General features: G+C 67.7%; 26 protein-coding genes and 1 tRNA gene. 10 read left to right on the top strand and 17 right to left on the bottom strand.

The annotated features are described in order from the left end of the window. Positions 1 to 985 (bottom strand): twin-arginine translocation signal domain-containing protein (locus GT355_RS14320; RefSeq protein WP_160135248.1); only part of this gene is annotated, 985 nt, incomplete at its 3' end. 256 nt (positions 986 to 1,241) lie between these two features. Between GT355_RS14320 and GT355_RS14315 the strand changes: the two genes are divergently transcribed. From GT355_RS14315 to GT355_RS14305, 3 genes are read left to right on the top strand one after another with little or no spacing between them, the layout of a single operon-like run. Continuing rightward, entirely contained in the window at positions 1,242 to 1,748 is a 507-nt protein-coding gene (locus GT355_RS14315) for a cation:proton antiporter regulatory subunit (protein ID WP_160135247.1), read from the top strand. Then, positions 1,749 to 2,960, top strand: coding sequence for a cation:proton antiporter (locus GT355_RS14310; protein WP_160135246.1), 1,212 nt, complete (start codon positions 1,749 to 1,751; stop codon positions 2,958 to 2,960). A 59-nt stretch (positions 2,961 to 3,019) separates the two neighbouring features. After that, the gene (locus GT355_RS14305; RefSeq protein ID WP_160135245.1) at positions 3,020 to 4,363 is read left to right on the top strand and encodes a sodium:calcium antiporter; all 1,344 of its coding nucleotides are present in this window, start codon (positions 3,020 to 3,022) and stop codon (positions 4,361 to 4,363) included. Between the two features lie 37 nt (positions 4,364 to 4,400). On the opposite strand, the gene GT355_RS14300 is transcribed toward GT355_RS14305, so the two are convergent. The 7 genes from GT355_RS14300 to GT355_RS14270 all read right to left on the bottom strand — a co-directional run bounded on the left by GT355_RS14300 (position 4,401) and on the right by GT355_RS14270 (position 11,585). After that, positions 4,401 to 5,363 (bottom strand): sugar phosphate isomerase/epimerase family protein, encoded by a 963-nt coding sequence (locus tag GT355_RS14300; RefSeq protein ID WP_160135244.1) that lies wholly within the window; start codon positions 5,361 to 5,363, stop codon positions 4,401 to 4,403. 73 nt (positions 5,364 to 5,436) lie between these two features. Beyond that, positions 5,437 to 6,540, bottom strand: coding sequence for a hemolysin family protein (locus GT355_RS14295; protein ID WP_160135243.1), 1,104 nt, complete (start codon positions 6,538 to 6,540; stop codon positions 5,437 to 5,439). Positions 6,541 to 6,610: 70 nt separating this feature from the next. Further along, a complete protein-coding gene (locus GT355_RS14290) occupies positions 6,611 to 7,723 on the bottom strand; it encodes a CNNM domain-containing protein (RefSeq protein WP_160135242.1) in 1,113 nt (370 codons plus the stop codon). A gap of 81 nt (positions 7,724 to 7,804) precedes the next feature. After that, the gene (locus GT355_RS14285; protein ID WP_160135241.1) at positions 7,805 to 8,899 is read right to left on the bottom strand and encodes a Gfo/Idh/MocA family protein; all 1,095 of its coding nucleotides are present in this window, start codon (positions 8,897 to 8,899) and stop codon (positions 7,805 to 7,807) included. Between the two features lie 139 nt (positions 8,900 to 9,038). Next, positions 9,039 to 9,494, bottom strand: a complete 456-nt coding sequence (locus GT355_RS14280; protein WP_160135240.1) for a universal stress protein — start codon at positions 9,492 to 9,494, stop codon at positions 9,039 to 9,041. Positions 9,495 to 9,525: 31 nt separating this feature from the next. After that, complete coding sequence (locus GT355_RS14275; protein WP_160135239.1) at positions 9,526 to 10,578, bottom strand: dipeptide epimerase; 1,053 nt, start codon at positions 10,576 to 10,578, stop codon at positions 9,526 to 9,528. Continuing rightward, positions 10,575 to 11,585, bottom strand: a complete 1,011-nt coding sequence (locus tag GT355_RS14270; protein WP_120072731.1) for an N-acetyltransferase DgcN family protein — start codon at positions 11,583 to 11,585, stop codon at positions 10,575 to 10,577. The genes GT355_RS14275 and GT355_RS14270 overlap by 4 nt, the downstream gene beginning before the upstream one ends. 107 nt (positions 11,586 to 11,692) lie before the next feature. Here GT355_RS14270 and GT355_RS14265 point away from each other — a divergent pair, with 107 nt between their 5' ends. Then, the gene (locus GT355_RS14265; RefSeq protein WP_160135238.1) at positions 11,693 to 12,250 is read left to right on the top strand and encodes a metal-dependent hydrolase; all 558 of its coding nucleotides are present in this window, start codon (positions 11,693 to 11,695) and stop codon (positions 12,248 to 12,250) included. Positions 12,251 to 12,347: 97 nt separating this feature from the next. Here the strand turns inward: GT355_RS14265 and GT355_RS14260 are convergent, their stop codons facing one another. Beyond that, complete coding sequence (locus GT355_RS14260; RefSeq protein ID WP_120072579.1) at positions 12,348 to 12,536, bottom strand: DUF7331 family protein; 189 nt, start codon at positions 12,534 to 12,536, stop codon at positions 12,348 to 12,350. Between the two features lie 176 nt (positions 12,537 to 12,712). On the opposite strand from GT355_RS14260, the gene GT355_RS14255 reads away from it, so the two are divergent. After that, the gene (locus tag GT355_RS14255; protein WP_160135237.1) at positions 12,713 to 13,390 is read left to right on the top strand and encodes a DUF7547 family protein; all 678 of its coding nucleotides are present in this window, start codon (positions 12,713 to 12,715) and stop codon (positions 13,388 to 13,390) included. 336 nt (positions 13,391 to 13,726) lie between these two features. Here the strand turns inward: GT355_RS14255 and GT355_RS14250 are convergent, their stop codons facing one another. The 7 genes from GT355_RS14250 to GT355_RS14220 all read right to left on the bottom strand — a co-directional run bounded on the left by GT355_RS14250 (position 13,727) and on the right by GT355_RS14220 (position 19,607). After that, positions 13,727 to 14,125 carry a Zn-ribbon domain-containing OB-fold protein gene (locus GT355_RS14250; protein ID WP_160135236.1) on the bottom strand — a complete coding sequence of 133 codons (399 nt, stop codon included), beginning with the start codon at positions 14,123 to 14,125 and terminating at the stop codon, positions 13,727 to 13,729. Beyond that, positions 14,122 to 15,279 (bottom strand): thiolase family protein, encoded by a 1,158-nt coding sequence (locus tag GT355_RS14245; protein ID WP_160135235.1) that lies wholly within the window; start codon positions 15,277 to 15,279, stop codon positions 14,122 to 14,124. Before GT355_RS14245 ends, GT355_RS14250 begins: the two co-directional genes overlap by 4 nt. Positions 15,280 to 15,326: 47 nt before the next feature. Continuing rightward, positions 15,327 to 15,632: a DUF8022 family protein gene (locus tag GT355_RS14240; protein WP_160135234.1), complete on the bottom strand. Its 306-nt coding sequence runs from the start codon at positions 15,630 to 15,632 to the stop codon at positions 15,327 to 15,329. Next, entirely contained in the window at positions 15,632 to 17,227 is a 1,596-nt protein-coding gene (locus tag GT355_RS14235) for an acyl-CoA carboxylase subunit beta (protein WP_160135233.1), read from the bottom strand. Before GT355_RS14235 ends, GT355_RS14240 begins: the two co-directional genes overlap by 1 nt. A gap of 1 nt (position 17,228) precedes the next feature. Further along, entirely contained in the window at positions 17,229 to 17,972 is a 744-nt protein-coding gene (locus GT355_RS14230) for a beta-ketoacyl-ACP reductase (protein WP_160135232.1), read from the bottom strand. 175 nt (positions 17,973 to 18,147) lie between these two features. Next, positions 18,148 to 19,230 carry a cell surface glycoprotein related protein gene (locus tag GT355_RS14225; protein ID WP_160135231.1) on the bottom strand — a complete coding sequence of 361 codons (1,083 nt, stop codon included), beginning with the start codon at positions 19,228 to 19,230 and terminating at the stop codon, positions 18,148 to 18,150. 95 nt (positions 19,231 to 19,325) lie between these two features. Further along, on the bottom strand, positions 19,326 to 19,607 hold the full coding sequence (locus GT355_RS14220; RefSeq protein ID WP_007695027.1) for a winged helix-turn-helix domain-containing protein: 282 nt from the start codon (positions 19,605 to 19,607) through the stop codon (positions 19,326 to 19,328). 110 nt (positions 19,608 to 19,717) lie between these two features. On the opposite strand from GT355_RS14220, the gene GT355_RS14215 reads away from it, so the two are divergent. The 5 genes from GT355_RS14215 to GT355_RS14195 all read left to right on the top strand — a co-directional run bounded on the left by GT355_RS14215 (position 19,718) and on the right by GT355_RS14195 (position 24,192). Next, a complete protein-coding gene (locus GT355_RS14215) occupies positions 19,718 to 20,803 on the top strand; it encodes a DUF1616 domain-containing protein (protein ID WP_160135230.1) in 1,086 nt (361 codons plus the stop codon). A gap of 3 nt (positions 20,804 to 20,806) precedes the next feature. Then, positions 20,807 to 21,406, top strand: a complete 600-nt coding sequence (locus GT355_RS14210) for a metal-dependent hydrolase (RefSeq protein WP_160135229.1) — start codon at positions 20,807 to 20,809, stop codon at positions 21,404 to 21,406. 66 nt (positions 21,407 to 21,472) lie between these two features. Then, a complete protein-coding gene (ilvD, locus tag GT355_RS14205; protein ID WP_160135228.1) occupies positions 21,473 to 23,212 on the top strand; it encodes a dihydroxy-acid dehydratase in 1,740 nt (579 codons plus the stop codon). A 369-nt stretch (positions 23,213 to 23,581) separates the two neighbouring features. Continuing rightward, entirely contained in the window at positions 23,582 to 23,857 is a 276-nt protein-coding gene (locus GT355_RS14200; RefSeq protein WP_120068178.1) for a DUF433 domain-containing protein, read from the top strand. Continuing rightward, positions 23,854 to 24,192: a DUF5615 family PIN-like protein gene (locus GT355_RS14195; protein WP_160135227.1), complete on the top strand. Its 339-nt coding sequence runs from the start codon at positions 23,854 to 23,856 to the stop codon at positions 24,190 to 24,192. The genes GT355_RS14200 and GT355_RS14195 overlap by 4 nt, the downstream gene beginning before the upstream one ends. A gap of 234 nt (positions 24,193 to 24,426) precedes the next feature. Here the strand turns inward: GT355_RS14195 and GT355_RS14190 are convergent. Further along, positions 24,427 to 24,499, bottom strand: a tRNA-Pro gene (locus GT355_RS14190). Between the last annotated feature and the right edge of the window lie 61 nt (positions 24,500 to 24,560).

Genomic DNA, 24,560 nt, shown 5'->3' with positions numbered 1-24,560 from the left:
TGTGCCCCATCTCGATGCGCACCCCGCGGTAGTTGAGCGCCTCGTACGGGTTCGGCGCTTCACTGGCATCGGCGTCCACCTCCAGACTGGCCCCGTCGATGTAGCTGTTCTCGCTCCCCAACCGTATCTGATTGTTGTCGTTGTTCCGGTAGGTTCCACCCTCGTACTGGACCACACCGTAGGTTCGGCTGGTGTAACAGCCGTTCGAGCCGAACTCCTCGATGTGACAGTCCCGAAAGGTGATCGTGCCGTAGGTCCCGATACCAACCCAGATACCGCTTCGACCGTTGCCGGCGTTGTACGACCCCATCAACCCGTGATTGTTCGCCCGGAGGTTCGTCACCAGACCCGTTCCGCTCTCCGAGCGAACGATCGGGTAGAAGAAGTCGTGAACGCGTGGATTACCGCTCCCCCCTCCGACGCCCGGTGAGTAGCCCGGTTCCCCTTTCGGGATCGAATCCCTGTTGATCCCCTGACCGATGAGCTCGACGTCGTGAACTCGGACGTTATCGTCGCCCGCGATGTGGAGCGCGGGCGTCGCCCCGTCGGCCCGTTGGTCGATGTCGATACCCTCGAACAGCACCCCTTCGCCCCGGTCCACCACCAAGACCTTCTCGTTGAAGTCCTCCGGAACCGTAAAGCGTGCGTCGCCGACCCCCAGAAATCCCACGTTAGTGAGACCGAGAACCGCGTTCTTCTCGGTGATCTTGTACTCGCCTTCCGGAAACTCGAGCAGGGTATAATCGTCGGCCGCCGCGGTGATCTGGTCGTCGCAGGGTTCGTTCCCTGTCGGGTCACACCCTGCATCTTCGACCATATCGACGGTTCGATTGAACTGGATCCCGCGACGCGTGAACGCCGCGCTCGCCGGTCCCGACAGCAGTCCCGCCGACCCCGCCGCTACCCCTGCGAGTTTCAAGTACGAACGTCGATTCACCGATAGCTCTCCTGCCATCCCCCGGATCTTCCCCTTGCTGCGTGGCATTGTCCGAACGCGCTATCGCCATTGTAAAAACTATTGCCATACGTGTATCATTCAGTACCTTTTGCCGATAGTTGGAGAGGGACAGACGTCGAGGGATACACTGAACGTACTTCCGCGCTTGGAATCGAACGACGGTCGGGACTGTAGACTCGGTAGGACAACGGTTCACGGGGGTGACGTGACCGCCGATGAACGGGTCGACCCGGAAACGACTCCCGACCCGGGAGGTTTTGTCGCCCCCCGACCGACGTTTACCATGACCGTCTACGAGGCCGACCTCCCGGGCGTCGGCAAGAAGTTCGAGGTCGAACTCGACGACGAACGGCGACTGGTGATCGTGATCCACAACACGGGCCGGCGCGAGCTGTTCGTTCGGGCGGACCCCGACGCGGACGCCGAGAAACTGTTCGAGGTCTCGGACCGGCTGGCCCGCCAAGTGGGAACCATCCTCGAAGGGGCGTACTTCCAGCCGATCCGCACCGAGACGATCGACACGGTGCTCTCGGACGACACCCTCATCGAGTGGGCTCGGGTCCAACCGGAGTCGTCGCTCGTCGGCGGCACCCTCGCGGAGACGCGCCTCCGACAGGAGCTCGGGGTCTCCGTGATCGCCGTCCAGCGCGGCGAGGAGACCATCACGAACCCGGGCCCCGAAACCCGGATCGAGCCGGACGACACCCTCGTCGTGCTCGGGTCGCAGACGGCCTGTCGCCGTCTCGACGACCTCGCCGCCGGAGGTACCGACGACGAATCTGGGGCCTGAATGGCGAAGACGCTCCTGCTCGAACTCGGTGTGATGTTCGCCGCCATCGCGCTCGGCGGCGCGCTCGCACGGGCGCTCGACCAGTCGGTGATCCCCTTCTACGTCCTCGCGGGGCTCGCCGTCAACCCCTACACTCTCGGCGCGCTCGGTCTCCCCTCGCTCGGCGACAACGAGGTGATCACCGTCGCGGGCGAGCTCGGGATCGTTTTTCTCCTGTTCTTCCTCGGCCTCGAGTTCTCGATCGACCAGCTCCTCGAGAGCGGCGACCGGATGGTGAAGGCGGGGCTGGTCGACCTCGGGATCAACTTCCCGATCGGGGTGGGCATCGGGCTCGCGCTCGGCTGGACGGTCCTCGAAGCGGTGGTGCTCGGCGGGGTCGTCTACATCTCCTCCAGCGCCGTGATCACGAAGTCCCTCATCGACCTCGGCTGGATCGCGAACGCCGAGAGCGGTCCCATCCTCGGCACGCTGGTCTTCGAGGACCTCGTGATCGCGGTCTACCTCGCGGCGCTCGCGGCCGTCCTGACCGGCGGGGGCGACCTTGCGACGGCCGCGACCGGGATCGCCGTCGTCGCGGGCTTTCTCCTCGCGCTGGTCGCGCTCGTCGCGTTCGGCGAAGCGCTCTTCGAGTGGTATCTCGGGGTTCGCTCGGACGAGCAGTTCGTGCTCCGGACGGTCGCGGTCACGGTCCTGATCGCCGGCGGCGCGCTCGCGGTCGGCGCGAGCGAGGCGGTCGCGGCCTTCTTCGTCGGCATGGGGTTCAGCTCGACCCGTCACGTCGAGCGCATCGAGGAGCGGCTGATCCCGCTTCGGGACGTCTTCGCGGCCGTCTTCTTCTTCTGGATCGGGCTGACCACCGACCCGCGAGCGGTGGTCGGGGTCGTCGGCGTACTCGCCGTCGCGGTCGTCCTCACGACCCCGACGAAATTCGTCTCGGGCTACCTCGGGGGTCGCCTCTACGACCTCGATACGCGCCGTTCGGTCCGGGTCGGCTGCGGGCTGGTGACCCGCGGGGAGTTCTCGCTGATCATCGCGGCGCTCGTCGCTTCGCAGTCGGGCAGTCCGGTGCTGAGCGAGACGATCCCGGCGTTCGCCGTCGGCTACGTCCTCGTCATGAGCGTGCTCGGGACGACGCTGATGGCGGCGGCCGACACCGTCGAGGCGGGACTCCGCACCACCGCCCGCACGCTCACCGGCGGGGACCGGCCCTGACCGATCCCGGTTCGCCCCGATAACAGCACACAAATACCTGGATCACGACTTCCCAGCCAATGCTCGAACGGTTTCGTCATCCCCTCGTCGCCGTCGCCGGTGCGCTACTGCTCACGATCCCCTGGATCGTGACGTTCTTCTCGTACGGCGGCTACGGAACCGTTCACCCCGGGGAGAACATCCTGCCGGTTCTCGCGGTGGCCGTCGGCGGACTCGCCATCCTCGGCGCAGCGTTCCTGCTCGCGTGGGCGGCCGAGACCGCCGAGAAGGACGTCCCCCAGGCGTTCGCCATCGCGGTGCTGGCGGTGCTGGCGGTCGCGCCCGAGTACGCCGTCGACGCGCTCTACGCCTGGCAGGCGGGGGCGGGGTCGGACCAGGCGGCCAACCTCGCGGTGGCCAACATGACCGGTGCGAACCGGATCCTGATCGGCCTCGGCTGGTCGGGCATCGCGCTGTTCAGCATCTCCCGGGCGAAACGCTCGGGTGATGCGGCCGTCGAGGAGCGCTCGGGCTTCCTCGCCGACGTCGTCGTCCTCGACCGCGAGATCGGTCTCGAGATCGTCCTCCTGCTCGTCGCGACCCTCTTCGCCTTCTTCATCCCGTTGAGCGGCGGGATCGGCCCGATCGACACCCTCCTGCTCGTCGGCCTCTACGTCTTCTACCTGTTCGTCATCATCCGCGGCGACGTCGAGGAACCGGAGGAGAACGTCGGCGTCCCGGCCTACTTCCAGACCTACCCGAAGCTGGCCCGCATCGGGGTCGTCCTGGTCGGCTTCGCCTTCTCGGGTGCGATAATCTTCACCGCGGTCCACCCGTTCGCGGAGGGGCTCGAACAGGTCGGCCTCCAGTACGGGGTCCCCGAGTTCTTCATGATCCAATGGGTGGCCCCGCTCGCGAGCGAGAGCCCCGAACTCGTCGTGGTGGCCTACCTCGTGAACAAGGCCCGCTCGACCGCCGGCTTCAACGCGCTCATCTCCTCGAAGCTCAACCAGTGGACCCTCCTGATCGGCACGCTCGCCGTGGTCTACTCGATCTCCGCGGGTGCAATCGGGACGCTGCCGTTCGACTCGAAGCAGGCCGCCGAGATCTGGATCACGGCCGCCCAGAGCCTCTTCGCCATCGCCATCCTCACGAACCTCGAGATCAGCGTCCGCGAGGCGGTCGCACTCTTAGTACTGTTCGTCTCGCAGGTCGTCGCGGAGTTCTACGTCATCCGGACGATCGCCGAACCGGCCGCCACACAGGTCAGCATCCAGATACTCTACGTCTACACGGTCGTCTACGTCGTGCTCGGTCTCGCGCTGTTCGCCAGGCGACGTGAAAGCCTCGGGACCCTGCTCGGCCACACCGCCACGAACACCCGCGACGCGTTCACGTCGGACCAGCCCGAAGGGGCCGACTGACGACCCGGAAAGAACGGGACGTGAACCGTATACCGTTCTATTCCGCCCAGTAGGCGTCCCCGGGCGTGGTCTCGAAGACCGCTCGGGAGAGCATGTCGACCGCCTTTTCGAGCCCTTCGCGCGAACTCGTCAGCGAGTCCTCGTGTTCGATCGAGAGTGCCCCGTCGTAGCCCACCATCCGGAGGGTCGAGACGACGTCCTTCCAGTGGGACTCGCCGTGGCCGTAGCCGACGCTTCGGAAGAGCCACGAGCGGTCGGCCTCCTCGGTGTACGGTGCGGTGTCGAGCACGCCCTTGACCTTCGAGTTGGGTTCGTAGACTCGTGTGTCCTTCGCGTGGACGTGGTGGATCGCGTCGCCGAGATACCGGATCGCCTCCGGGACGTCGATACCCTGCCAGTAGAGGTGTGAGGGGTCGAAGTTCGCGCCGATCCGGTCGCCCGCCGCCTCGTGGAGTCGCCGCATCCCCGAGGGTTCGTAGACCAGCATGTTCGGGTGCATTTCGATGCCGACGTTCACGCCGTGGTCGTCGGCGACCCCGGCGATCTCGCTCCAGTACTCCTCGGCGACCTCCCACTGGTAGTCGTGGGCCTCCTTGTGCTCGGTTGGCCACGGCGCGGTGATCCAGTTCGGGACCTCGTCGTTCGGGCTCCCGCCCGGCAGCCCCGAGAAGGTGGTGACGGTGTCCACACCGAGCTGGTCGGCGAGTTCGATCGCCTCGCGGAGTTCGGTGTCGGCCTCGGCGGCGTGGTCGTCGACCGGGTGGATCGGGTTGTTGTGGGTCGCGAGCGCGCTGACCTCTAGCCCGTGTTCGTCGAGGAGCGCGTGGAGCTCCGACTGTGCCTCGTCGTCGTCGAGGTACTCTTCGCGCGTGAGGTGGTCGTCGCCGGGACTACCGCCACAGCCGAGTTCGACCCGCTCGACCCCGAGGTCCGCGAGGTACGAACAGGTCTCGTCGAGCGACTGGCCGCCGAATGGAACGGTGAGGACGCCGATCTGCATACAGGGGACCTCTCCGGGCGGACGAATAAAGCTTCAGGTCCCACACCGGTGTCCGGGGCTCACCGCCGCCGGCTCAGGTCGGCGATCCCCGGCCACGATGGCGGTCGCGCCGCTCCGCCTCGTCGAAGGGGTCGTCGAGTTCGCCCATGACCTCCTCGAAGGCGTCGGTGGCGGTGAACAGCCCGACGACCTCGCCGTCCGCCTCGACCAGCGCGAGTTCCTGGTTCTCCGCCTGGAACCGGTCGATCGCGTCGCTGACCTCTTCGTCGGCCGGCAGCGTCATCGGCGGGGCGGCGAGGTCCTCGATGGAGACCGCACCGTTCGCGAGGTCGTCGTACCGGCTCGCGATCGTCGGGAGGTAGACGACCCCGACGAACTCGTCGAGGTCCTCGCCGACCACCGGATACCGCGAGTGGGAGTGGTCTTCGAGGATCGCGAGGTTCTCGGCGGGTGTGTTCTCGGTCGAGAACGCGACGACCTCCTCGCGGGGCACCATGACTCCCCGGATCGACATATCGCCCGCGACCAGCGCGTTCAGCACCTCCTCGCGTCGCTCGCCGGCGAGGTCGCTCTCGTCGAGCACCGACTCGATGTGTCTGTGGAGGTCCGCCCGACCGTCGACGTCCTCGTCGTCGTCGCCGGATTCGAGCCACGCACCGGTCATCTCCACGCCGAACAGCCCCAGCGTCCACTTGGCGAAGACGTCGCCGATCCGGAGCAGCGGCCAGATGAGCTTGGTGAACCAGTACAGCGGGGTGGCACCGTATCGGGACACCTGTTTCGCGCGCTCGACCCCGAGATACGTCGGGGCCTGCTCGCCGTGCGTGAGGTGCAACAGGTTGATGATCAGCCACGCCGCGATCGCCCCCGCACCGAGCGAGGCGAGCACGGTGCCGCCGAACACCGGCTCGAACAGCGCCGCGAGCGCGGGTTCGGCCACGATCCCGACCGCGATGCTGGACGCCGTGATCCCGATCTGACAGCCCGTGAGGTAGATCTCGAGGTTCTGGGTCATCTCCCACGCCCGTTCGAGACCACGATCGCCCGACTCGACGAACTCCTCTTTCGTGTACTGCTGGGCTCGGGTCAGCGCGAACTCGATCGCGACGAAGAAGCCGTTCGCGAGGATCAACCCGACCCCGACCAGCAGCCGGACGCCGACCTCGACCGCGTTCATCGTTGGCCCTCCACTGCGGCCGTCGTGTGGACGCCTCGAACCCGCCGAACGTCCCGGCTACACGTCCGACTCATGCCGGGTCCCCCGACGAGTCGGGACCACGACCGCTCGTCGGTCGTCGGTCCGGTTGGTAGTCGTCGATCGGGTCGTCGAGGTCGCCCATGACCTCCTCGAAGGCGTCGGTGACGGTGAGCAGCCCGACGACCTCGCCGTCCGCCTCGATCAGCGCGAGTTCCTGGTTCTCCGCCTGGAACCGGTCGATCGCGTCACTGACCTCCTCGTCGACCGGTAGCGTCATCGGCGCGGTCGCCAACGCCTCGATGTCGACCTCGCCGTTCCGGAACGCCTCGAACCGGTTCGTGATCGCCGCGAGGTAGACCACCCCCAGATACTCGTCGTCGGGCCCGAACAGCGGGAATCGGAGGTAGGGGTTCTCCTCGACGACCGCGAGGTTCTCGGCGGGCGTGTTCTCGGTCGAGAGCCCGGCGACCGCCTCGCGGGGCACCATGACGTCCGATACGGGTATCTCCCCGACCGCGAGCGCGTTCATCACCTCCTCACGGCGCTCCTCGGGGAGGTCGCTCTCGTTGAGCACCGACCCGAGGCGTCGATGGAGGTCCGCACGTCCCTCGATCACGTCGGCCTCGGCTTCGAGCCACGCACCGGTCATCTCCACGCCGAACAGCCCCAGCGTCCACTTCGCGACCGCGTCACCCAGATCGAGGATCGGCCGGATAACCCGCGTGAACCAGTACAGCGGGGTCGCGCCGTACCGACACACCTGCTTCGAGCGCTCGACCCCGAGATACGTCGGCGTCTGCTCGCCGTAGACCACGTGGACGAGATTGACCACGAGGAAGGCGAGCAGCGCGCCCGCGCCGAGCGAGGCGAGCACGGTGCCGCCGAAGACGGGTTCGAGGATCGCCGCGAGCGCGGGTTCGGCCACGATCCCGAGCGAGATGCTCGCGGCGGTGATCCCGACCTGACAGCCCGTGAGGTAGATCTCGAGGTCCTCCGTCATCGCCCACGCCCGTTCGAGCCCGGTGTCGCCGGGTTCGACGAACTCCGACTCGGAGTACTGCCGCGCACGCGTGAGACCGAACTCGATCGCGACGAAGAAGCCGTTCGCGAGGATCAACGCCCCCCCGCCGACCAGTCTGAGCGCTATCTCTATCGAGTTCATCCTGTTGGGAAGGCTACCATCGTGGGGCGGAAAACCGTTGGGTATCGCCGCGCTCGTTCGGTTCGACGAACGGGACCGGTTTCAGTCGAGTTCGACGGCCGCGTCGTGGCTCGCCCCGTCGAGCCGGATCGCCCGGCCGTTCTCCGAGGAGCGATAGATCGCGTCGATGACGCGCTGGACGACCATCCCCTGTTCGAGCGTGTTCATCTCGGGCGGGGTTCCGCTCTCGACGGCCTCCAGAAACGCCGCCTGCTCGGCCGCCATCGAGTCGTTCGTCCGAGTGGTGATGTCGGTGTCCGCGAGGTGGTCGGTCCCCTTCTTCCCGCTCTCGTAGATCTTGAGGGTGTCCTCGCTCCGGTCGAAGCAGGCCCCGGCGTCGCTGCCGCGGAGCATGAACTCGTGGTTCGTGGGGCGGTTGGTGGCCCACGCGGCTTCGAGCGAGACGGTCGCGCCGTTCGCACATCTGATGAACGCGGTCACGGAGTCGTCGACGTCGAACTCGCCCGGGCCGAGGTCCTCGCCGAACATATCGATGTAGGCGTAGTCCTCGCGTGACCCGAACGACGAGCGCGTGGTGGCCGAGACCTCCACGACCTCGGGGAAGTCCAGGAAGTAGAGCGCGAGGTCGATGGCGTGGACGCCGATATCGATCAGTGACCCGCCGCCCGAGGAGGCCTGACTCGTGAACCACGACCCCCGGCCCGGGATCCCCCGCCGGCGGATGTAGTTGGCCTCGACGTGGTGAGCGGTGCCGAACCGGCCGTCGCGCTGGAACCCCTTCAGCACCTCGACGGAGTTGGCGAAGCGGTTCTCGAAGCCCGTCATCACGAACGCCTCGCTGTCGGCGGCGGCCTCGGCGATCGCCTCCGCGCTCTCGATGGTGTGTGCGAGCGGTTTTTCGAGCAACACGTTCGTGTTCGACTCCAGCGCCATCGTGGCGTACTCCTCGTGGTACCGGTTCGGCGTACCGACCACGACCCCCTCGGCCTCGGCGAACAGTTCGTCGGCCTTCTCGTAAGCGCTCGTTGCGTAGGCGTCGGCGAAGGCGGTGCGGGCGTCGGGGTTGATATCGACCCCGCCGACGATATCGGCCCCGTGGTCGACGAGTCTATCGGCATGAAATCGGCCGATGTTCCCGAGACCGATGATCCCGATCTTCGGGGACGTGGAGGACATATCACTCCTATCCACACCGTGACCGTAAGAATACCGTTCTGGTACCGGATCGGAGCGAACGAAAAGCCTATCGAACGACCATGTCGGCCGTCCCTCTAGGACCCACACGCTCGACGACCACGGTTCCGAACCGACCGCGCTACTCGCTGTTGGCCCGGACGAACGTCACCGGGCACGGGGCCGAGAGCATCACCTTCTGGGCCGTCGATCCGAACACCGCCTTGCCGGTCGGCGAGCGCTGCCGCCCACCGACGACCACGAGGTCGGCGTCGGCCTCCTCGGCGAGCCCGATGATGCTGTCGCCGTGGTTGCCGACCGCCCCGCCGACGGAGTACTCGATACCCGCGGCCTCGAGCCGGTCGGCGAGCTCGCGGATCGTGGCGTGACGCGCCGCGACGCGGTTCGGCGTGACCTCGCCACCGGCGTCGAACCCAAGACTCTCGACGGTGTTCGCGTACTCGTCCTCGGTGAAGACGTGCCCGAGCACGACCGATGCGCCCGACGACCCGACGATGTCGATCGTGGTCTCGGCGAGTTCGTCGATACGTTCGGCGTCGCCCGGTCCGACCGCCAGCACGACGGTTTCGAGTGCCATACCCAACGATACCCACTACCCTTATATAATACTACGGACCGCAGTCGGCCGCGAGACGCGCGCCAGTCCCCGGACGGTCGAGGCTCGCGAGGTCGATCTCGCCCGCCGAGACGGGAACGCCGTCGTAGGGATCGCTCGCGAGCAACAGCGAGCCGTCGAGGTCGGCGTACTCGATCGCGGGGACGAGGTGGTGGGCCCCGGCGATCGCGGCGTTGGACTCGACCATACAACCGAGCATGACCTCGAGGCCGTTCGTGTGTGCCGTGTGGATCATCCGGCGCGCCGCTCGGAGGCCGCCACACTTCATGAGTTTGATGTTGGCGATGTCGGCCCGGCCGACGAGTTCGGGCACGTCGTCCGGGTTCACACACGACTCGTCGGCGGCGATCGGGAGGGCGGCGCGCTCGTGGACGTATTCGAGCCCGGCGGGGTTCTCGGCGGGAACGGGCTGTTCGACGAACTCCACCCCGAACTCCCGACAGGTCTCGATCTTCTCGACCGCCTCGTGTGGGGTCCACGCCTCGTTGGCGTCGACACGGATCCGGGCGTCGGGGGCGGCCTCGCGCACCGTCTCGACGACCGCGCGGTCGCGGTCGGTGCCGAGCTTGACCTTCAGTATCTGGTAGCCCGCGTCCACCGCGTGCTCGGTCTTCTCCGCGATCCGCTCCAGCGTGTCGAGCCCGATCGTGAACGAGGTCGGGACGGTCCTCGCCGGGTCGAGCCCCCAGTAGCGATACAGTGGGAGGTCGAGGCGTTTCGCGGCGAGGTCGTGGAGCGCCGTCGACACCGCACACCGCGCGGCGGGGTTCCGGGTGACGACCTCGCGGAGCCGGCGCTCGACGCGTGCGAGGGCGTGCGGGTCGTCGATCTCCTCGACGACCGCGAGCAGCTCCGGCAGCACGGTCTCGACGGTGTCGGCGGTCTCGCCGTAGTGTCGCGAGGGGGCGGCCCCGCCGATGCCGGTGTGCTCGCCGTCCGAGACCCGAACGACCACGTTCTCGGCGACCTCTTGGGTACCGCGCGCGATGGTGAACGCGTTCGCGAGGTCGAGCGAGACCCGTTCGAACTCCGTTTCGAGGCTCACAGCACCGCCTCCAGCACCCCCTCCGGGCCGAACCGGAGGAGGTCGGTGGCCGGCACGTCGAGGGCTTCGGTGTAGGCTCCGACCGCGCTCCGGGCTCCCTCGTCGGTTTCGAGGCTCCGGGTGTTGAGCGCGCCCGCGACGACCTCGGTCTCGTGGACGGGTTCGGCGAACGACTCGTAGCGTTCGACGTAGGTCGGCAACGGCGGGATCTCGATGTGCTCGTAGCCGTGGATCGTCTCGCGGCCCGCCTCGTGACAGAGTACGAGCTCGTCCGGCATCGCGCCGTGGAGGATCCCGCAGGTCACCGCCGAGTAGGCCGGGTGGACGATCGAAGCCTGGCCCTCGACGAAGAGGTAGTCGTGGTCCGCGCGTTCGAGTATCATCTCCTCGACCGCGCCCGCGGTGAAGTCGCTCACCACGCGGTCGATCGGGTTCCCCCAGCCCTCGATCATGATCCCGGTCTGGCCCGTGGGGATGAACGCCGCGTCCTCGCCGCGCTCGCGGGCGGCCTCGTAGAGTTCGCGCGCGACCGTCATCTTCCCCACCGAGCAGTCCGTGCCCACGGTGAGGATCACCTCGGCGTCGACCTCGCCCGCGCGGCCCTCGCTCACGCCGAGGTCGTCGGGTGGATTCCGGACGTCGGTGAGCTCACAGCCGTGTTCGTCGGCGAGTTCCCGGAACTCCTCATCGTCGTTGAGGAAGGAGTGGAGCCCCGCGGTGACGTCACAGCCGCGTTCGAGCGCCGTTCGGACGTCCGCGCGCCAGGAGTCCTCGAAGCCACCGCCGATCGGCGCGATCCCAATGATCAGTTCGTCACAGCGCTCGACCTCGTCCATCCCCGAGACGATCGGTGCGTCCTGGACGTCGGGCAGGAAGTCGTGGACCGACCGACCGGCGTTCGCGCGGTCGAGCACCGCGACCACGTCGTCGTCGGCGTACCGGAGGATGCTGACGGCGGTCTTCGCGCGGTGGGGGAACTTCTCGTGGGCGAGCAGGACGGTAGCCATACTCGACGCGAGGCGAACCGGGACCATAAACCTCGACCATTCGACGGCCCGGTTCCGCCCGACGTCGGTTCGAAGCCCGTAAGTCCGCCAGTCGAGTAGCCGACCCAATGTGGCCGTGGGGACACCTCGCCGTCGGCTATCTCGTCTACACCGGTCTCGCGCGCCGGCGAACCGACCGACCGCCGACCGGCGAGGCCGCGCTCGCCGTCGTCTTCGGGACGCAGTTCCCGGACCTCGTGGACAAACCGCTCGCGTGGTCGTTCGGCGTGCTCCCGAGCGGCCGATCGTTGGCCCACTCCTCGCTCACCGCGCTCGTGGTCTGTGGGCTCGTCTGGCTGGTCGCGCGTCGTCGGGACCGAACCCGGCTGGCGGTCGCGTTCGCCGTCGGCTACGCGACCCACCTCGCGACCGACGCGATCGCCCCGCTGCTCGCCGGCGACTTCCGGGACCTGGCCTCCCTCGGCTGGCCGCTGCTTCCACTCCCGACCCCCGAACCGGGGATCGGCTTCCTCGAACGGTTCGCCACGATGGAGCTCACGCCGTACGCGTGGTTCCAGTTCGCGCTCGTCGGCCTCGCGCTCGCGGTCTGGGTTCGCGACGGCCGGCCCGGGCTCGGAACCCTCTGGAACTGGCTCGGGTCGTGGCGGCGGGCCGTCGGGTCGTGACTGAGGCCCGACCGCACTCGACGGTGGCGACAGAGGGGTAGCGACCGCTCGGGTTCTCGGGTCGATGGTACGGACGGAGCGGTGAGGAAACCGACGGTTATCGGGCGTCGGTGACGGCGACCGCGCCGCTCGACTGGAGCCACGCGGTGTGTTCGCGCTCGTCGTAGAGGACGACCGCGTCGTCCTCGCGTTCGAAGGCGACGATGCGTTCGGTGAGCGCGGGTGGGTCGGCGGTCGAGTCGGTCGAATCGGTCGCGCCGGCCGATTCGTGTGGTGCGGTGCTCATTTCGTTGGGGGGCGGGCAGCGATAGGTTCCATGTCGATACCGTCACGAGAACCCACACCGTGATAAGTGTTATCAGTGTACGTTCGTGTGGATCGTTCGGATCGAACTCTCGCCGCGTCGTCGCCGAATCGACCGTCGCGCCCCGGTCTTTTTGCCGTGCGACCCCAACGGGGTGTATGACCGACGCCGACCGCGACCGCGAGATGGAGCGCCTCGCCGGGGAGCTCTCGACGACGCTCGCCGACCTCCGCGACGAACTCGACCGCGCGTCCGAGCCGCCGCGCGGCCCGCTCGGCCTGCCGCGACCGCCGACGCCGGGCGAGGTCCTCCGGTTCACCGACGAACTCGCGATACCGGCCGTGATCGCGGTCCTCGAGGCCAACATCCGCGCGCTCGAAGCGTTCCAGGGTGCGCTCCGACTCGCCCGCGCCGGCGACGAGGTCCGGGGTCGGAGCCGCGAGGCGCGCGCACACACCGAAACCCTCAGCCGCGGCGCACTCGACCGCCTCGACGACGCGCTCGTCGACCTCCAGGGCGCGCTCGAAGGCCGCCCCGAGAACCCCGAAGCCAGCACCCTCCTCGACGACGCCCGCGCACTTCGTACCGAGATCGACGACCGCCTCCGCGAGGCCGAGCGCCGGTCGGATCGACGGACCCCGTCCCGCGACGACCGGGACGACGGGGGTCGTGACCCGTGGGATCCGGACGAGGACTCCGAGTCGGGTGCGGACGAGGGCGTCACCATCGACGTGGACGCCGAACTGGATTCGATCCACGACGCGATCGACGAGGAGAACGAGCGAAACGGTGGACGGGATGGAAACGACGACAACGACAACGACGAGGACCAGTAGGCGAACGGAGTCGACTAGGTCTCTTCGTTTTCGGTCGAGGGTGGGTGGTCCCTACTCGAAGCGCTACCGACTCTCGCCCGGTACAACTGAGAACCGCAAACCACTCCGCAACCGCCCCGCACCGGCCACATACCTCCCCAGCCGATTCACTCCGCTCGGGCTTCGCCCTCGCATCGTTCATCCCTCGCACGGTGTTCGCGGTCGGTGTTCGTCATCACTCACACCGACCGCGAGCGCGCGCCACCGCATTCCAACCGTCGACCGCACCACCACCACATTCCAACCGCCGACCGCACCGCCGGATGGGTCACGGTCCGATTCGGCCGTCGCGCGAGGTCAGACGGGTTCGAACCGGTAGCCGTCCCAGTCCTGGCTCTCCGGTTCGCGGATCCCGGCCTCGGGGTCGCGGAGCTGCTCGGCGTAGACGGGGGCGACCTCGTCACCGATCGCGACGTCGTCGGTCGTGAGCTGGCCGAGCGCGCGCACCGACTCCCCGTCGACGTCGAACTCGACGATCGCGAGGTGGTTCGGTCCCTCGACGCCGGGCGGCGGCGCGGTGCTGGTCGTCCAGGTCACGATCCGGGCGGTGTGCTCGCTCAGGTCCACCCGGTCGACGGGCTCGCTGCCGTCCGGCCCGATCGGGTGCGGGGGGTACGTCAGCGAGCCGTCGGCGTACCGTGCGGCTTCCATCGCGTGTGCCGAATCCGCGTCGGCGTCGTGGTCGGGGTCGCTCATGCGCCCGCCTCCATGATCGTGGTGATGACACAGTTCCCGAACCCGCCCACGTTACACGCGAGCCCCACGTCCGCGTCCACCTGCCGCGGCCCCGCGTCGCCCATGACCTGTTTGTAGATCTCGTAGCCCTGGGCCACCCCGCTCGCGCCGAGCGGGTGGCCCTTCGACTTCAGCCCGCCCGAGGTGTTGATCGGGAGGTCGCCGTCGCGTTCGGTGGTGCCGTCCTCGATCGCTTGCCACGCCTCACCCTGCTCGGCGAAGTCCAGCCCCTCCATCTGGAGGAACTCGAGGATCGTGAACATGTCGTGGAGTTCGGCGACGTCAATGTCGTCGGGACCGTAGCCGCTCATCTCGTAGGCCGTCGCGCCGGATTCGACCACGCCGCCCATCGTCGTAGGGTCGGAACGCTCGTGGACCACGTGGGTGTCCGTCGCGCCGCCGATACCCGAAATCACGGCGTAGTCGTCGGTGTACTCGCGCGCGACGGACTCGGGACAGAACAGCAGCGCCGCGCTCCCGTCGGTGATGGGACAGAAGTCGTAGAGCCGGAGCGGGTCGGCGACCACCGGGCTCTCCAGCACCGTCTCCAGGTCGACCTCCTTGCGGAACTGGGCGTGGGGATTGTCGACCCCGTTCTTGTGATTTTTGACGGCCACTTTCCCCAGACTCTCGCGCGGCGCGTCGTAGGTGTCGAGGTAGAGCCGCGCCGTGAGACCCGCGAAGCTCGGGAGCGTGACGCCGTGTTTGTACTCGACGGGGTGGGTGAGCGAGGCGATCACGTCCGTCGCCTCGGGCGTAGTCTTGTGGGTCATCTTCTCGCCGCCGACGAGGAGGGTCATGTCGCTCGCGCCCGCGGCCACCGACTGCCAGGCGGCGTAGATGCCCGCCCCACCCGACGAGGACGTCTGGTCGACCCGCTGGGTGTAGGCCGGCAGACAGTTCAGGTCGTGGGCGAGCGCGTTCGGAACCCCCGTCTGCCCCTCGAACTCGCCGGAGGCCATGTTCGAGACGTAACAGTGCTCGACGGCTCCGGGATCGACGCCGGCGTCGTCGAGGCAGGCTTCCCCCGCCTCGGCGAGCAGGTCACGGACCCACGCGTCGCGCTGGCCGAACTGGGTCATCGATGCCCCGATGACCGCGACGGTCGTGCTCATGGCCCACCACCACACCCGGCACCGACATGGGTGTTTCGGCGCGGTCGCTACCGTCGGACCCGCCCCGCCGCCTTCCACTCCTCGCCGTGGGCGGTCGGACGCGGCGGGTCGCGACAACCCAACCGGTCACAGAGCTTCCAGCGGTCACACTCGCTCGCTGCGCCGTCGGTCGCGGCCTCGGCGGCCGCGACACGGTCGCGGAGGTGCGCTCCGACCGCGGCGGCGATGGCGGCGGCCTCGCCACGGTTCGCGGTGGCGGGTATCGAGAGCGCCACGTCGTCGGGGAGCGCCGTTTCGCTCGCTCGGTCGTCCGCCCGCTCGGTCTCGTGCGGGCTGGATGCTGCGTCGCTCATCAGAGCTGGATGTTGCCGTGGTCCTTCGGCGGGAAGTCGGTTCGTTTGCGTTCGAGCACGTCCAAGTCGCGGATCAGGCGCTCGCGCGTCGTGCCCGGTTCGATCACGTCGTCGACGTAGCCGCGTTTGGCGGCCGAGTAGGGGTTGGCGAACTCCTCGCGGAACTCGTCCATCAGCTCCTGACGGCGCTCGTCGGGGTTCTCGGCCGCCTCGATCTCGTCCTCGTAGAGGATGTTGACCGCACCTCGCGGACCCAACACCGCGGTCTCCGCGCCCGGCCACGCGTAGTTGGTGTCCGCCCCGAGCATCTTCGAGCCCATCACGATGTAGGCCCCACCGTAGGCTTTCCGGAGGATCACGGTACACAGGGGGACCGTGGCCTCGGCGTAGGCGTAGATCAGCTTCGCGCCGTGGCGGATGATCCCGTTGTGTTCCTGTTCGGTTCCGGGCATGAATCCAGGGACATCCACGAAGGTCAGGATGGGGAGGTTGAACGAATCACAGAACCGGACGAACCGCGCGCCCTTCTGGCTCGCCTCGATGTCGAGCGTGCCGGCGTTGACGCGGGGCTGGTTCGCGACGATCCCGACCGGCTGGCCGTCCATCCGCGCGAAGCCGGTGACGATGTTGCGCGCGAAGTCGCCGTGGACCTCGAACAACGAGCCCTCGTCGACCACGCCGTCGAGCACCGTCGTCACGTCGTAGGGCTTCTTGGGTTCGTTCGGGACCACGTCACCCACCTCACATCGACGGTGGGGGTCGTCCCACGAGTCCACCTTCGGTGGGTCCTCGACGTTGTTCTGCGGGAGGTACGAGAGGAGTCGTTTGATGTCGTCGAGCGCGTCCTCCTCGCTCGCCGCCGTCCGGTGGGCGACCCCGCTCTCGGCCGCGTGGGTCTTCGCGCCACCGAGCTCCGCCATCGAGATCTCCTCGCCCGTCACCGTCTCGATCACGTCGGGGCCGGTGATCATCATGTGCGAGGTGTCCTCAACCATCACCGTGAAGTCCGTCAGCGCGGGCGAGTAGGTCGCCCCGCCAGCACACGGCCCCATGATCCCCGAGATCTGGGGGATCAGGCCGCTGGCTTTCGTGTTCCGGCGGAAGATCTTCGCGAAGCCTACCAGCGAGTCGATCCCCTCCTGAATCCGCGCGCCCGCCGAGTCGTTGAGCCCGACGATTGGGACCCCGTTGTCTATCGCCCGGTCCATGACCTTACAGACCTTCTCCCCGACCGCCTCGCCGACCGAGCCGCCCAGCACAGTGAAGTCGTGGGCGAAGACGAACACGGTTCGGCCGTCGACCTCGCCGTAACCTGTCACGACGCCGTCGCCAGCGTACTTCCGCTCGTCCATGTCGAAGTTGGTCGACTGGTGTTCGACGAACGCGTCGAACTCCACGAAACTCCCCTCGTCGAGGAAGTAGTCGATCCGCTCGCGGGCGGTCTTCTTGCCCTTCTCGTGTTGGGCCTCGATGCGCTCCTCGCCGCCGCCGAGTTCAGCCGCTTCCCGTCGTCGTCGGAGCTCCTCGACGGGCGACTCGTCGGCGCGCGGGCCGACGTCGGCGTCGGTGGCGTCGGCGGGGTCTTCGGTCGCCACGTTACCACTCCATCCCGCCGTTGACGGCGAGGATCTGACCGGTCATGTAGCCTGAGTCCTCGCTCGCGACGAACCGGACGATGCCGGTGATGTCGTCGACCTCGGCGAACCGTTCGAGCGGGATCCGTTCGAGGATCTGCTCCTGTACGTGGTCGGAAACCTCGTCGAGCATATCGGTTCTGACGAATCCGGGGGCGACACAATTCGCTGTCGATCCCGTGCGGGCGAGTTCGAGCGCGATCGTCCGGGTGAAGCCGAACATCCCGCTTTTGGTGGTGGCGTAGTTGGCCTGGCCGTAGTTGCCCTGCTGGCCGACGACGCTGGAGATGTTGATCAGCCGGCCGCAGTCGGCGGCGATGATGTCATCGAAGAAGCGGTGGGTGCAGTTGTACATCCCCCCGAGGTTCACGTCCACGACGCGCTGCCAGTCCTCCGGCGTCATGTTCTTGAACGTGCGGTCGACGGTGAGCCCCGCGTTGTTCACGAGCACGTCCGCGGACCCGAACGCCGACCGAACCTCCTCGGCCATCCCGGCGACGGCGTCGTTGTCGGCGACGTCGGCCTGGACGGCGATGGCCTCGCCCCCGGCGTCCTCGACGGCGTCGACCACCTCGTGAGCGGCGGCCTCGGACGAGCGGTAGTTCACGGCGACGTTCGCCCCGTGGCGGCCGAACTCCTCCGCGATGCCCCGGCCGATCCCCCGCGACGCGCCGGTGACCACGCAAGTCCGATCTTCGAGAGTCATATGTGAACTCCCTGGACGCCGGAGTACGTAAGTCTGTGGCGCGTACGGAGCCGTGGTGGAGCTCCTGTGACGACCGTTCCCACTCAGAACCATTGATTGGTATCGTGCTGCCGGCACCGAGACGAGAAAAAACCGGGTCGTGATCCGGACGTGGTCGATCGGACGTGGCGCGCGACTATCCTTGCCGGCGCGCGAGCCCGACACCCGCGAGCACGAGGGCCAGTGCCGCGACGACGACCCCGAAGCCGGGACCGAACGCGCCGGACCCGGAGTCGCCCTCACCCGCCGACCCGTTCGTTCCCGCGGTGTCGGTCGCCGCGCTCGTCTCGGCCGCCGCGGCGGTCCGTGTCGAGGCATCCGTCTGTGCGGCGGTCGCAGTCGATGTCGTCGTCCCGGTCGCCGTCGCGGTCGACGTCGTGGTGGCCGTCGAGGTCGCGGCCGCGGTCGGGACCGACGTGGCGACGTCCGTGCCGGTCGTCCCGGCCGCGTCGGTGCTCGGGGTGGGCGTCGCGGTGAACGTGCTCACGCCGCCGCTGCAGGTGCCGGGGCTGAGCTGGATCGGCTGACTCATGTCGAGCTGACTGGTGCTGCCGTCACCCGAACGGACCTGCCAGTTCTGGATCTCGTTGTCCGAGGGCTGGCCGGACCACTCCTCGAACGGGTAGCGCTCGGTCTCGTCGTTGAACGCGATGTCGACCTCGACGGTGCTGTAGTTCGGGCTGTCGAGCCCCGCGAACGCCGCGCCGTCGGTGCGCTCGCCGTTCGAGTTCCACTCGATGTGCGCGCCGGTGTCGGTGTACTCGAAGACGTCGTCGCGGTCGGTGTAGTTGTCGTCCTCGACGACCCAGTCACCGTCGGCCGGGAGCCCCGAGATCTCCGCGGTGGCGACGAAGCCACCGGGCTCGCCGATCTCGTCGTTCAGGAACACGAGGCTCAGCCCGTCACTGCCGTCGTAGACGAACACCTGGCTCGTCTGGTCCTCTTGGATGTCGACGGTGCCGAGCGAGCTGTAGTTGGCGGTCTCGTTGAGGACCTGGTAGTCGTAGAAGTCCTCGACGGTCCGTGTGCCGTCGCCGAGCGGGGTGACCTGGGTACACTGTGAGCCCTGCTGGACGATGAACGTCGCGTTGCTTGCGTTCGACTGGGCGGCCGTGGTCGCCGGTGCGAGCGCGAGCGCGGCGGTCACCATCACCGCCGCGAACGCGACCCGGGCCAACCGGCCCGGGCCGTCGCGCTGCATGTCCGTCTCCCGTTGCATTGCAACGCGCTCCTCCGCGCACCGGCAAATAAATATCGTTCCCCGCCCGCCGGTTACTATCCCCGTATCCGCGGAAAATAGGCGAGAGAACCGTCTCAGACCATGTTCTCGGATTCGAGGCGATCCCAAACCCGCTCGCCGGTTTCGGTGATACCGTAGACCCGTCCCTTCTTCTGGTCCTCCGAGACGAGCAGCTCCACCATCTCGTGGTCGCCCTCGCGGAGCCCCGAGAGCGCACGCGAGACGTGGGTGATGGCGATGTCCTCGTCGGCGGCGATCTGTGAGGGCGTTGCGGGGCCCTCGACGAGCCGTTCGAGAACGTCGACCCGGTACTGTGACCGGACCACGAAGCTGATCAGATCCCACTCATCCGTCATATCTAGCTCCCTATACCCCCAGCCTACTCACTGGAGGAGCATAACATATGCGTATCCGTTCGTCGGGCCGAACGGATACACTCAAGAACCCCGGTTCCCGACACCGCGTAGTGTCCCGTGATTCGCTCGACGATGGTGGGCAGTCGGACCGCTACGTCGATAGCGCGGCGGCGTTCCGGGGGCTGCCGGGCGATCTGATCGTCGGTTTCCTCTATACCGTGGTCGTCGCGCCCCTCATCGTCCTCGGCGGCCTGCCGGCGACCGTCCAGTTCGTCCTCGGGATCCCGCTGCTCCTGTTCCTGCCGGGCTATGCGGTGCTCGCGGCGCTGTTCCCCGGCCGCCCCTCGCGCAACGCCGGTCGGGTGAGCTCGCTCTCGGGGATGAGCCGGCGGTTCGAGAGCATGCGGTCGATCCAACGCCGCGGCGTGCGGTGGGGCGAGCGTGCAGCGCTCTCGTTCGGCCTGAGCCTGTTCGCCGTCCCGCTGCTCGCGTTGGCCCTCGGCTTCCTCCCGATCCTGTTCGGCACCGGATCGCCCTACCGCACCGCCCCGATCGTCGGCATCCTGGCCGTCGTCACGCTGGCGGGGATGGTCGTCGGGTTCGTGCGTCGGCTCCGCCTCCCGCGCGCCGAGCGGTTCGCGGCCCCCGCGGGCTACTGGGTTCGTGACTTCGCCGACGGGCTCACCGATTCGCCCGCCGACGCCCTCCTCAACGTGGTGCTGGTCCTCAGCATCCTGGTCGCCACCGTGGCGCTGACCTACACGTTCGCGACGCCACAGGAGGCCGAAGCGCCCACCATGTTCCGGGTTGGCGCGTTCAACGACACCGACCAGCTCGACTTCGACTACCCGACGAACCTCACCGAGGGCGAAGAACAGCAGTACGTCGTGAGCGTCGAGAACGAGGAACAAGTGGCGGCGAACTACTCGGTGGTGGTCCAACTCCAGAACCGCAACGGTAGCGAGGTGCTCTCGCGCGACCAACTCACCCAGTTCTCGTCGCCGACCGTCCCCGCGAACCGAACGTGGCAGAACCCACACACCGTCACCCCCGAAACCTCGGGAGAGAACCTCCAGCTGGTCTATCTCCTCTACGAGGGTGAGCCGCCCGGGGACCCGACCGCCGAAAACGCCTACCGGACGGCCCACCTCTCCGTCGACGTCGCGCCGGCCAACGAGAGCGCTGGGGGTGGCTGAGCCGTGTTTCCGTGGGGCCACCTCGCGGTCGGCTACCTCTGTTATTCGATACTCTGTCACCTCGCCGGCCGCCGACCGGGGGAGTACCCGACGCTCGCGCTCGCGCTCGGCACCCAGTTCCCCGATCTGGTCGACAAACCGCTGTCGTGGATGTTCGACCTCCTGCCCGCCGGCGTGTTCGCTCACACGGTCTTCGTCGCCGTCCCGGTCTGGATCGTCGTGCTCGCCGTCGCCTACTGGCGCTCGCGAACCAGCATCGGCTTCGCGTTCGTCGTCGGCTACGCCTCGCACCTCCCGGCGGACGTGCTCCCGTCGGTTGCGCTCGGCAACGAACTCAACTACTGGTTCCTGTTCTGGCCGGTGATGGCCCGCCCGGGGGTCGACGTCTCGGACCCGATCGTGGGTCCCGGTGCGGGTGCGGGTCTGATCGCGAACGCGGACTACTACTTCGTCCAGTACGCCCAGCAGCTCCTGGGACCGGTGCTCGTGGCTTACGTCGGTCTGTTCGTCCTCGTGTTCGTGCTCTGGCTCTACGACGGCCACCCCGGCGTTCGGGCGCTCGGGAACGTGGTCCGGCGCTCGACGGGCCGAGAGTCGCTCTAATCGGGGGTCGGCCGTCCGATCGGGCCGTGGTGGCAGACTTATGTTCGTGGCCGTCGAGCCCCTGGCATGAGCCAACAACCACAACACCGCGACCCCGACGGGTCGAAAAAAGACGAGAACTTGCGTAGTCGCGAGGTCACCGACGGACCGGACCGCGCACCTCACCGCTCGATGTTCCGCGCGATGGGCTTCGACGACGACGCGCTCGACTCGCCGATGGTCGGCGTCCCCAACCCCGCGGCGGACGTCACGCCCTGCAACGTCCACCTCGACTCGGTGGCCGAGGCCGCCATCGAGGGTGTCGAGGGCGCGGGCGGGATGCCGATAGAGTTCGGTACCGTCACCGTGAGCGACGCGATCTCGATGGGGACGGAGGGGATGAAGGCCTCGCTCATCTCGCGGGAGGTCATCGCCGACTCCGTGGAGCTCGTTTCGTTCGGCGAGCGGATGGACGCCCTCGTGACGGTCGCGGGCTGCGACAAGAACCTCCCGGGGATGATGATGGCCGCCATCAGGACCGACCTGCCGAGCGTGTTCGTCTACGGTGGAACCATCCTCCCGGGCCACCACGAAGGTCGGGACGTCACCGTTCAGGACGTCTTCGAGGGCGTCGGCGCGTATTCTCAAGGGGATATCTCGCGCGAGGATCTCGACTCGCTGGAGCGCGACGCGTGTCCGGGGGCGGGGTCGTGCGCCGGGATGTACACCGCGAACACGATGGCGAGCATGAGCGAGGCGCTCGGGCTCGCCCCCCTGGGGTCGGCGAGCGCGCCCGCCGAGTCCGACGCCCGGCTCGACGTCGCGCGCCGTGCGGGCGAGGCGGTCATGCACTGTGTCGAGGAGGATCTCCGCCCCTCGGACGTGCTCTCGAAGGAGAGCTTCGAGAACGCCATCGCGCTCCAGATGGCACTCGGAGGCTCGACCAACGCCGTGCTCCACCTCCCGGCGCTCGCCGCCGAGGCGGGTATCGATCTCTCATTGGAGGACTTCAACGAGGTCGGGGCGCGAACGCCCCACATCTGCCACCTCAGGCCCGGCGGTGCGGGCGTGATGGCCGACCTCCACGAGCAGGGTGGCGTGCCGGTCGTGCTTCGCCGCCTGCTCGACGCGGGGCTGCTCCACGGCGACGCGATGACCGTGACGGGCAAGACCCTCGAAGAAAGTCTCGCGGAGCTCGACCTCCCGGACGACTCCGCGATCGATTCGGACCTCGTCCAAACTGTGGAAAACCCGATCCACGACGAGGGCGCGATCAAGGTTCTGACCGGGAACCTCGCACCCGACGGCGCGGTCCTCAAAGTCACCGGCGACGACAAGCTCCACCACGAGGGCCCGGCGCGGGTGTTCGAGGACGAGGAGAGCGCGATGAAGTGGGTCCAGGAGGGCAACATCGAGAGCGGCGACGTGATCATCATCCGGAACGAGGGGCCCCGCGGTGGGCCGGGGATGCGCGAGATGCTGGGTGTCACGGCCGCCGTCGTCGGCCAGGGCCACGAGGACGACGTCGCGCTCATCACGGACGGGCGGTTCTCAGGTGCGACGCGCGGCCCGATGATCGGGCACGCCGCGCCCGAGGCGTTCGTCGGCGGGCCGATAGCCGCACTCCAGGACGGCGACACGGTGCGCGTGGACGTCCCCGACCGAACCATCGAGACCGACCTCTCGGAGGAGGAGCTCGACTCCCGGCTCGACGCGTGGGAGCAGCCCGAGGCGAACTACCAGTCGGGCGTGCTCGCGAAGTACGGGCGGGACTTCGGTTCGGCGGCCAACGGTGCGGTGACGAACCCCGGCGTGAAACGAGACTGAAACGCGACCAGAATCCGGTTTTTCTACAGTGATCGTGGTGCCGGCCCGGCGGCGAGCGCCGCAGGCACGAGCCGAGGCCGTCGGAGCGGTGCGGTGCGATTCCTGGCGGATGAAGGGCGAGACCGTGAGCGGAGCGAACGGTCGAGGGCTTCGGCGGCGGCGGTGCTGTGCGATTGCGGCGCGGAGTTGTGAGTGATCCCACCGCGAACGAGCGCAGCGAGTGAGCGGGCGCGAGGGTGACCGGAGGGAACCCGACGCGGTTTTGATCCACATTTTGCCAGCAGAGCGAGCGCTAGCGAGCGGAGCGCAGCAAAAGGTGGGGCTAAAAAGTGGGAAAGAGTCTTTGATACGACGTACCAAAGGACTGCAATGGCCGAGATCGTCTCGACGGAAGGAACGTTGGGCGGTGAGCCACGGCTTGATGGGCGGCGGATCAGCGTGCTCCAGATCGTCGACATGGTTCGTGACGATGGGTCCCCGGAGTACGTCGCCGACCAACTCGACGTCTCGTTGGCGGAGGTTCACACCGCGCTCGCGTACTACTACGACCATCCGGAGGAGATGCGCGAGATCCGACGTCGGCACGAGCAACAGGAAGAACGGCTCGAATCGCGGTCGGTCTCGCCGCCCGCCGCCGAACGGTGACGCTTCGCTTTTTCGTGGACGAACACGTTCCGAGCGCCGTCACGTCGACGCTCCGGTCGAACGGGTACACCGTCGTTACCGCGCAGGAACGCTACGGTCGGGAGTCGGTCGACGAGGAACTACTCGGTGATTGTGGACGGGACGGGCTCGTCGTTCTCACGAACGACCGCGATTTCGTCGAACTCGGTGACGAGACCGATCATGCCGGAATCGTCGTCTACACTACGCCGAATCCGTCCCCGAGCGAGTTCGCCGTCGCGATCGACCGTGTCGACCGGTTCTTTACGGCCGACGAACTGGCGAACCAGCTGGTGTGGTTGGAAAACTGGCTGTGAGTTGGAACCCCGCAGTAGCGGTACGGGCCTGGCGTCTCGGCGAGCGCCGCAGGCGCGAGCCGAGGGCCGGCGGCGGTGCTGTGCGGTTGCGGCGCGGAGTTGTGAGTGATCCCACCGCGAACGAGCGCAGCGAGTGAGCGGGCGCGAGGGTGACCGGAGGGAACCCGACGTGCTTTTGATCCACATTTTGCCAGCGAAGTGAGCGAAGCGAACGGAGCGCAGCAAAAGGTGGAATGGGACCGTCGTGATTCGAACACGAGTCCGACGCACCCCATGCGCCGAGGATACCAAGCTACCCCACGGTCCCGCGTTTCGACCGACGCCGGCTCGTGGATTAAGCCCTTCGTTTCGCGCACGCGGGAGCCACG

It is taken from the genome of Halococcus salsus (assembly GCF_009900715.1).
Classification (GTDB): domain Archaea; phylum Halobacteriota; class Halobacteria; order Halobacteriales; family Halococcaceae; genus Halococcus; species Halococcus salsus.
This window is presented reverse-complemented; position numbering and strand designations above follow the sequence as displayed.

What these genes read in the sequence shown, in the direction of transcription:
- GT355_RS14290 (WP_160135242.1), bottom strand. Translation starts at nt 7,723, where the DNA reads ATGAACTCGATAGAGATAGCGCTCAGACTGGTCGGCGGGGGGGCGTTG.
- GT355_RS14310 (WP_160135246.1), top strand. Translation starts at nt 1,749, where the DNA reads ATGGCGAAGACGCTCCTGCTCGAACTCGGTGTGATGTTCGCCGCCATC.
- GT355_RS14270 (WP_120072731.1), bottom strand. Translation starts at nt 11,585, where the DNA reads ATGGCTACCGTCCTGCTCGCCCACGAGAAGTTCCCCCACCGCGCGAAG.
- GT355_RS14230 (WP_160135232.1), bottom strand. Translation starts at nt 17,972, where the DNA reads ATGACTCTCGAAGATCGGACTTGCGTGGTCACCGGCGCGTCGCGGGGG.
- GT355_RS14255 (WP_160135237.1), top strand. Translation starts at nt 12,713, where the DNA reads ATGACCGACGCCGACCGCGACCGCGAGATGGAGCGCCTCGCCGGGGAG.
- ilvD (WP_160135228.1), top strand. Translation starts at nt 21,473, where the DNA reads ATGAGCCAACAACCACAACACCGCGACCCCGACGGGTCGAAAAAAGAC.
- GT355_RS14295 (WP_160135243.1), bottom strand. Translation starts at nt 6,540, where the DNA reads ATGAACGCGGTCGAGGTCGGCGTCCGGCTGCTGGTCGGGGTCGGGTTG.
- GT355_RS14280 (WP_160135240.1), bottom strand. Translation starts at nt 9,494, where the DNA reads ATGGCACTCGAAACCGTCGTGCTGGCGGTCGGACCGGGCGACGCCGAA.
- GT355_RS14300 (WP_160135244.1), bottom strand. Translation starts at nt 5,363, where the DNA reads ATGCAGATCGGCGTCCTCACCGTTCCATTCGGCGGCCAGTCGCTCGAC.
- GT355_RS14220 (WP_007695027.1), bottom strand. Translation starts at nt 19,607, where the DNA reads ATGACGGATGAGTGGGATCTGATCAGCTTCGTGGTCCGGTCACAGTAC.
- GT355_RS14285 (WP_160135241.1), bottom strand. Translation starts at nt 8,899, where the DNA reads ATGTCCTCCACGTCCCCGAAGATCGGGATCATCGGTCTCGGGAACATC.
- GT355_RS14200 (WP_120068178.1), top strand. Translation starts at nt 23,582, where the DNA reads ATGGCCGAGATCGTCTCGACGGAAGGAACGTTGGGCGGTGAGCCACGG.
- GT355_RS14250 (WP_160135236.1), bottom strand. Translation starts at nt 14,125, where the DNA reads ATGAGCGACCCCGACCACGACGCCGACGCGGATTCGGCACACGCGATG.
- GT355_RS14315 (WP_160135247.1), top strand. Translation starts at nt 1,242, where the DNA reads ATGACCGTCTACGAGGCCGACCTCCCGGGCGTCGGCAAGAAGTTCGAG.
- GT355_RS14240 (WP_160135234.1), bottom strand. Translation starts at nt 15,632, where the DNA reads ATGAGCGACGCAGCATCCAGCCCGCACGAGACCGAGCGGGCGGACGAC.
- GT355_RS14260 (WP_120072579.1), bottom strand. Translation starts at nt 12,536, where the DNA reads ATGAGCACCGCACCACACGAATCGGCCGGCGCGACCGATTCGACCGAC.
- GT355_RS14305 (WP_160135245.1), top strand. Translation starts at nt 3,020, where the DNA reads ATGCTCGAACGGTTTCGTCATCCCCTCGTCGCCGTCGCCGGTGCGCTA.
- GT355_RS14245 (WP_160135235.1), bottom strand. Translation starts at nt 15,279, where the DNA reads ATGAGCACGACCGTCGCGGTCATCGGGGCATCGATGACCCAGTTCGGC.
- GT355_RS14265 (WP_160135238.1), top strand. Translation starts at nt 11,693, where the DNA reads ATGTGGCCGTGGGGACACCTCGCCGTCGGCTATCTCGTCTACACCGGT.
- GT355_RS14225 (WP_160135231.1), bottom strand. Translation starts at nt 19,230, where the DNA reads ATGCAACGGGAGACGGACATGCAGCGCGACGGCCCGGGCCGGTTGGCC.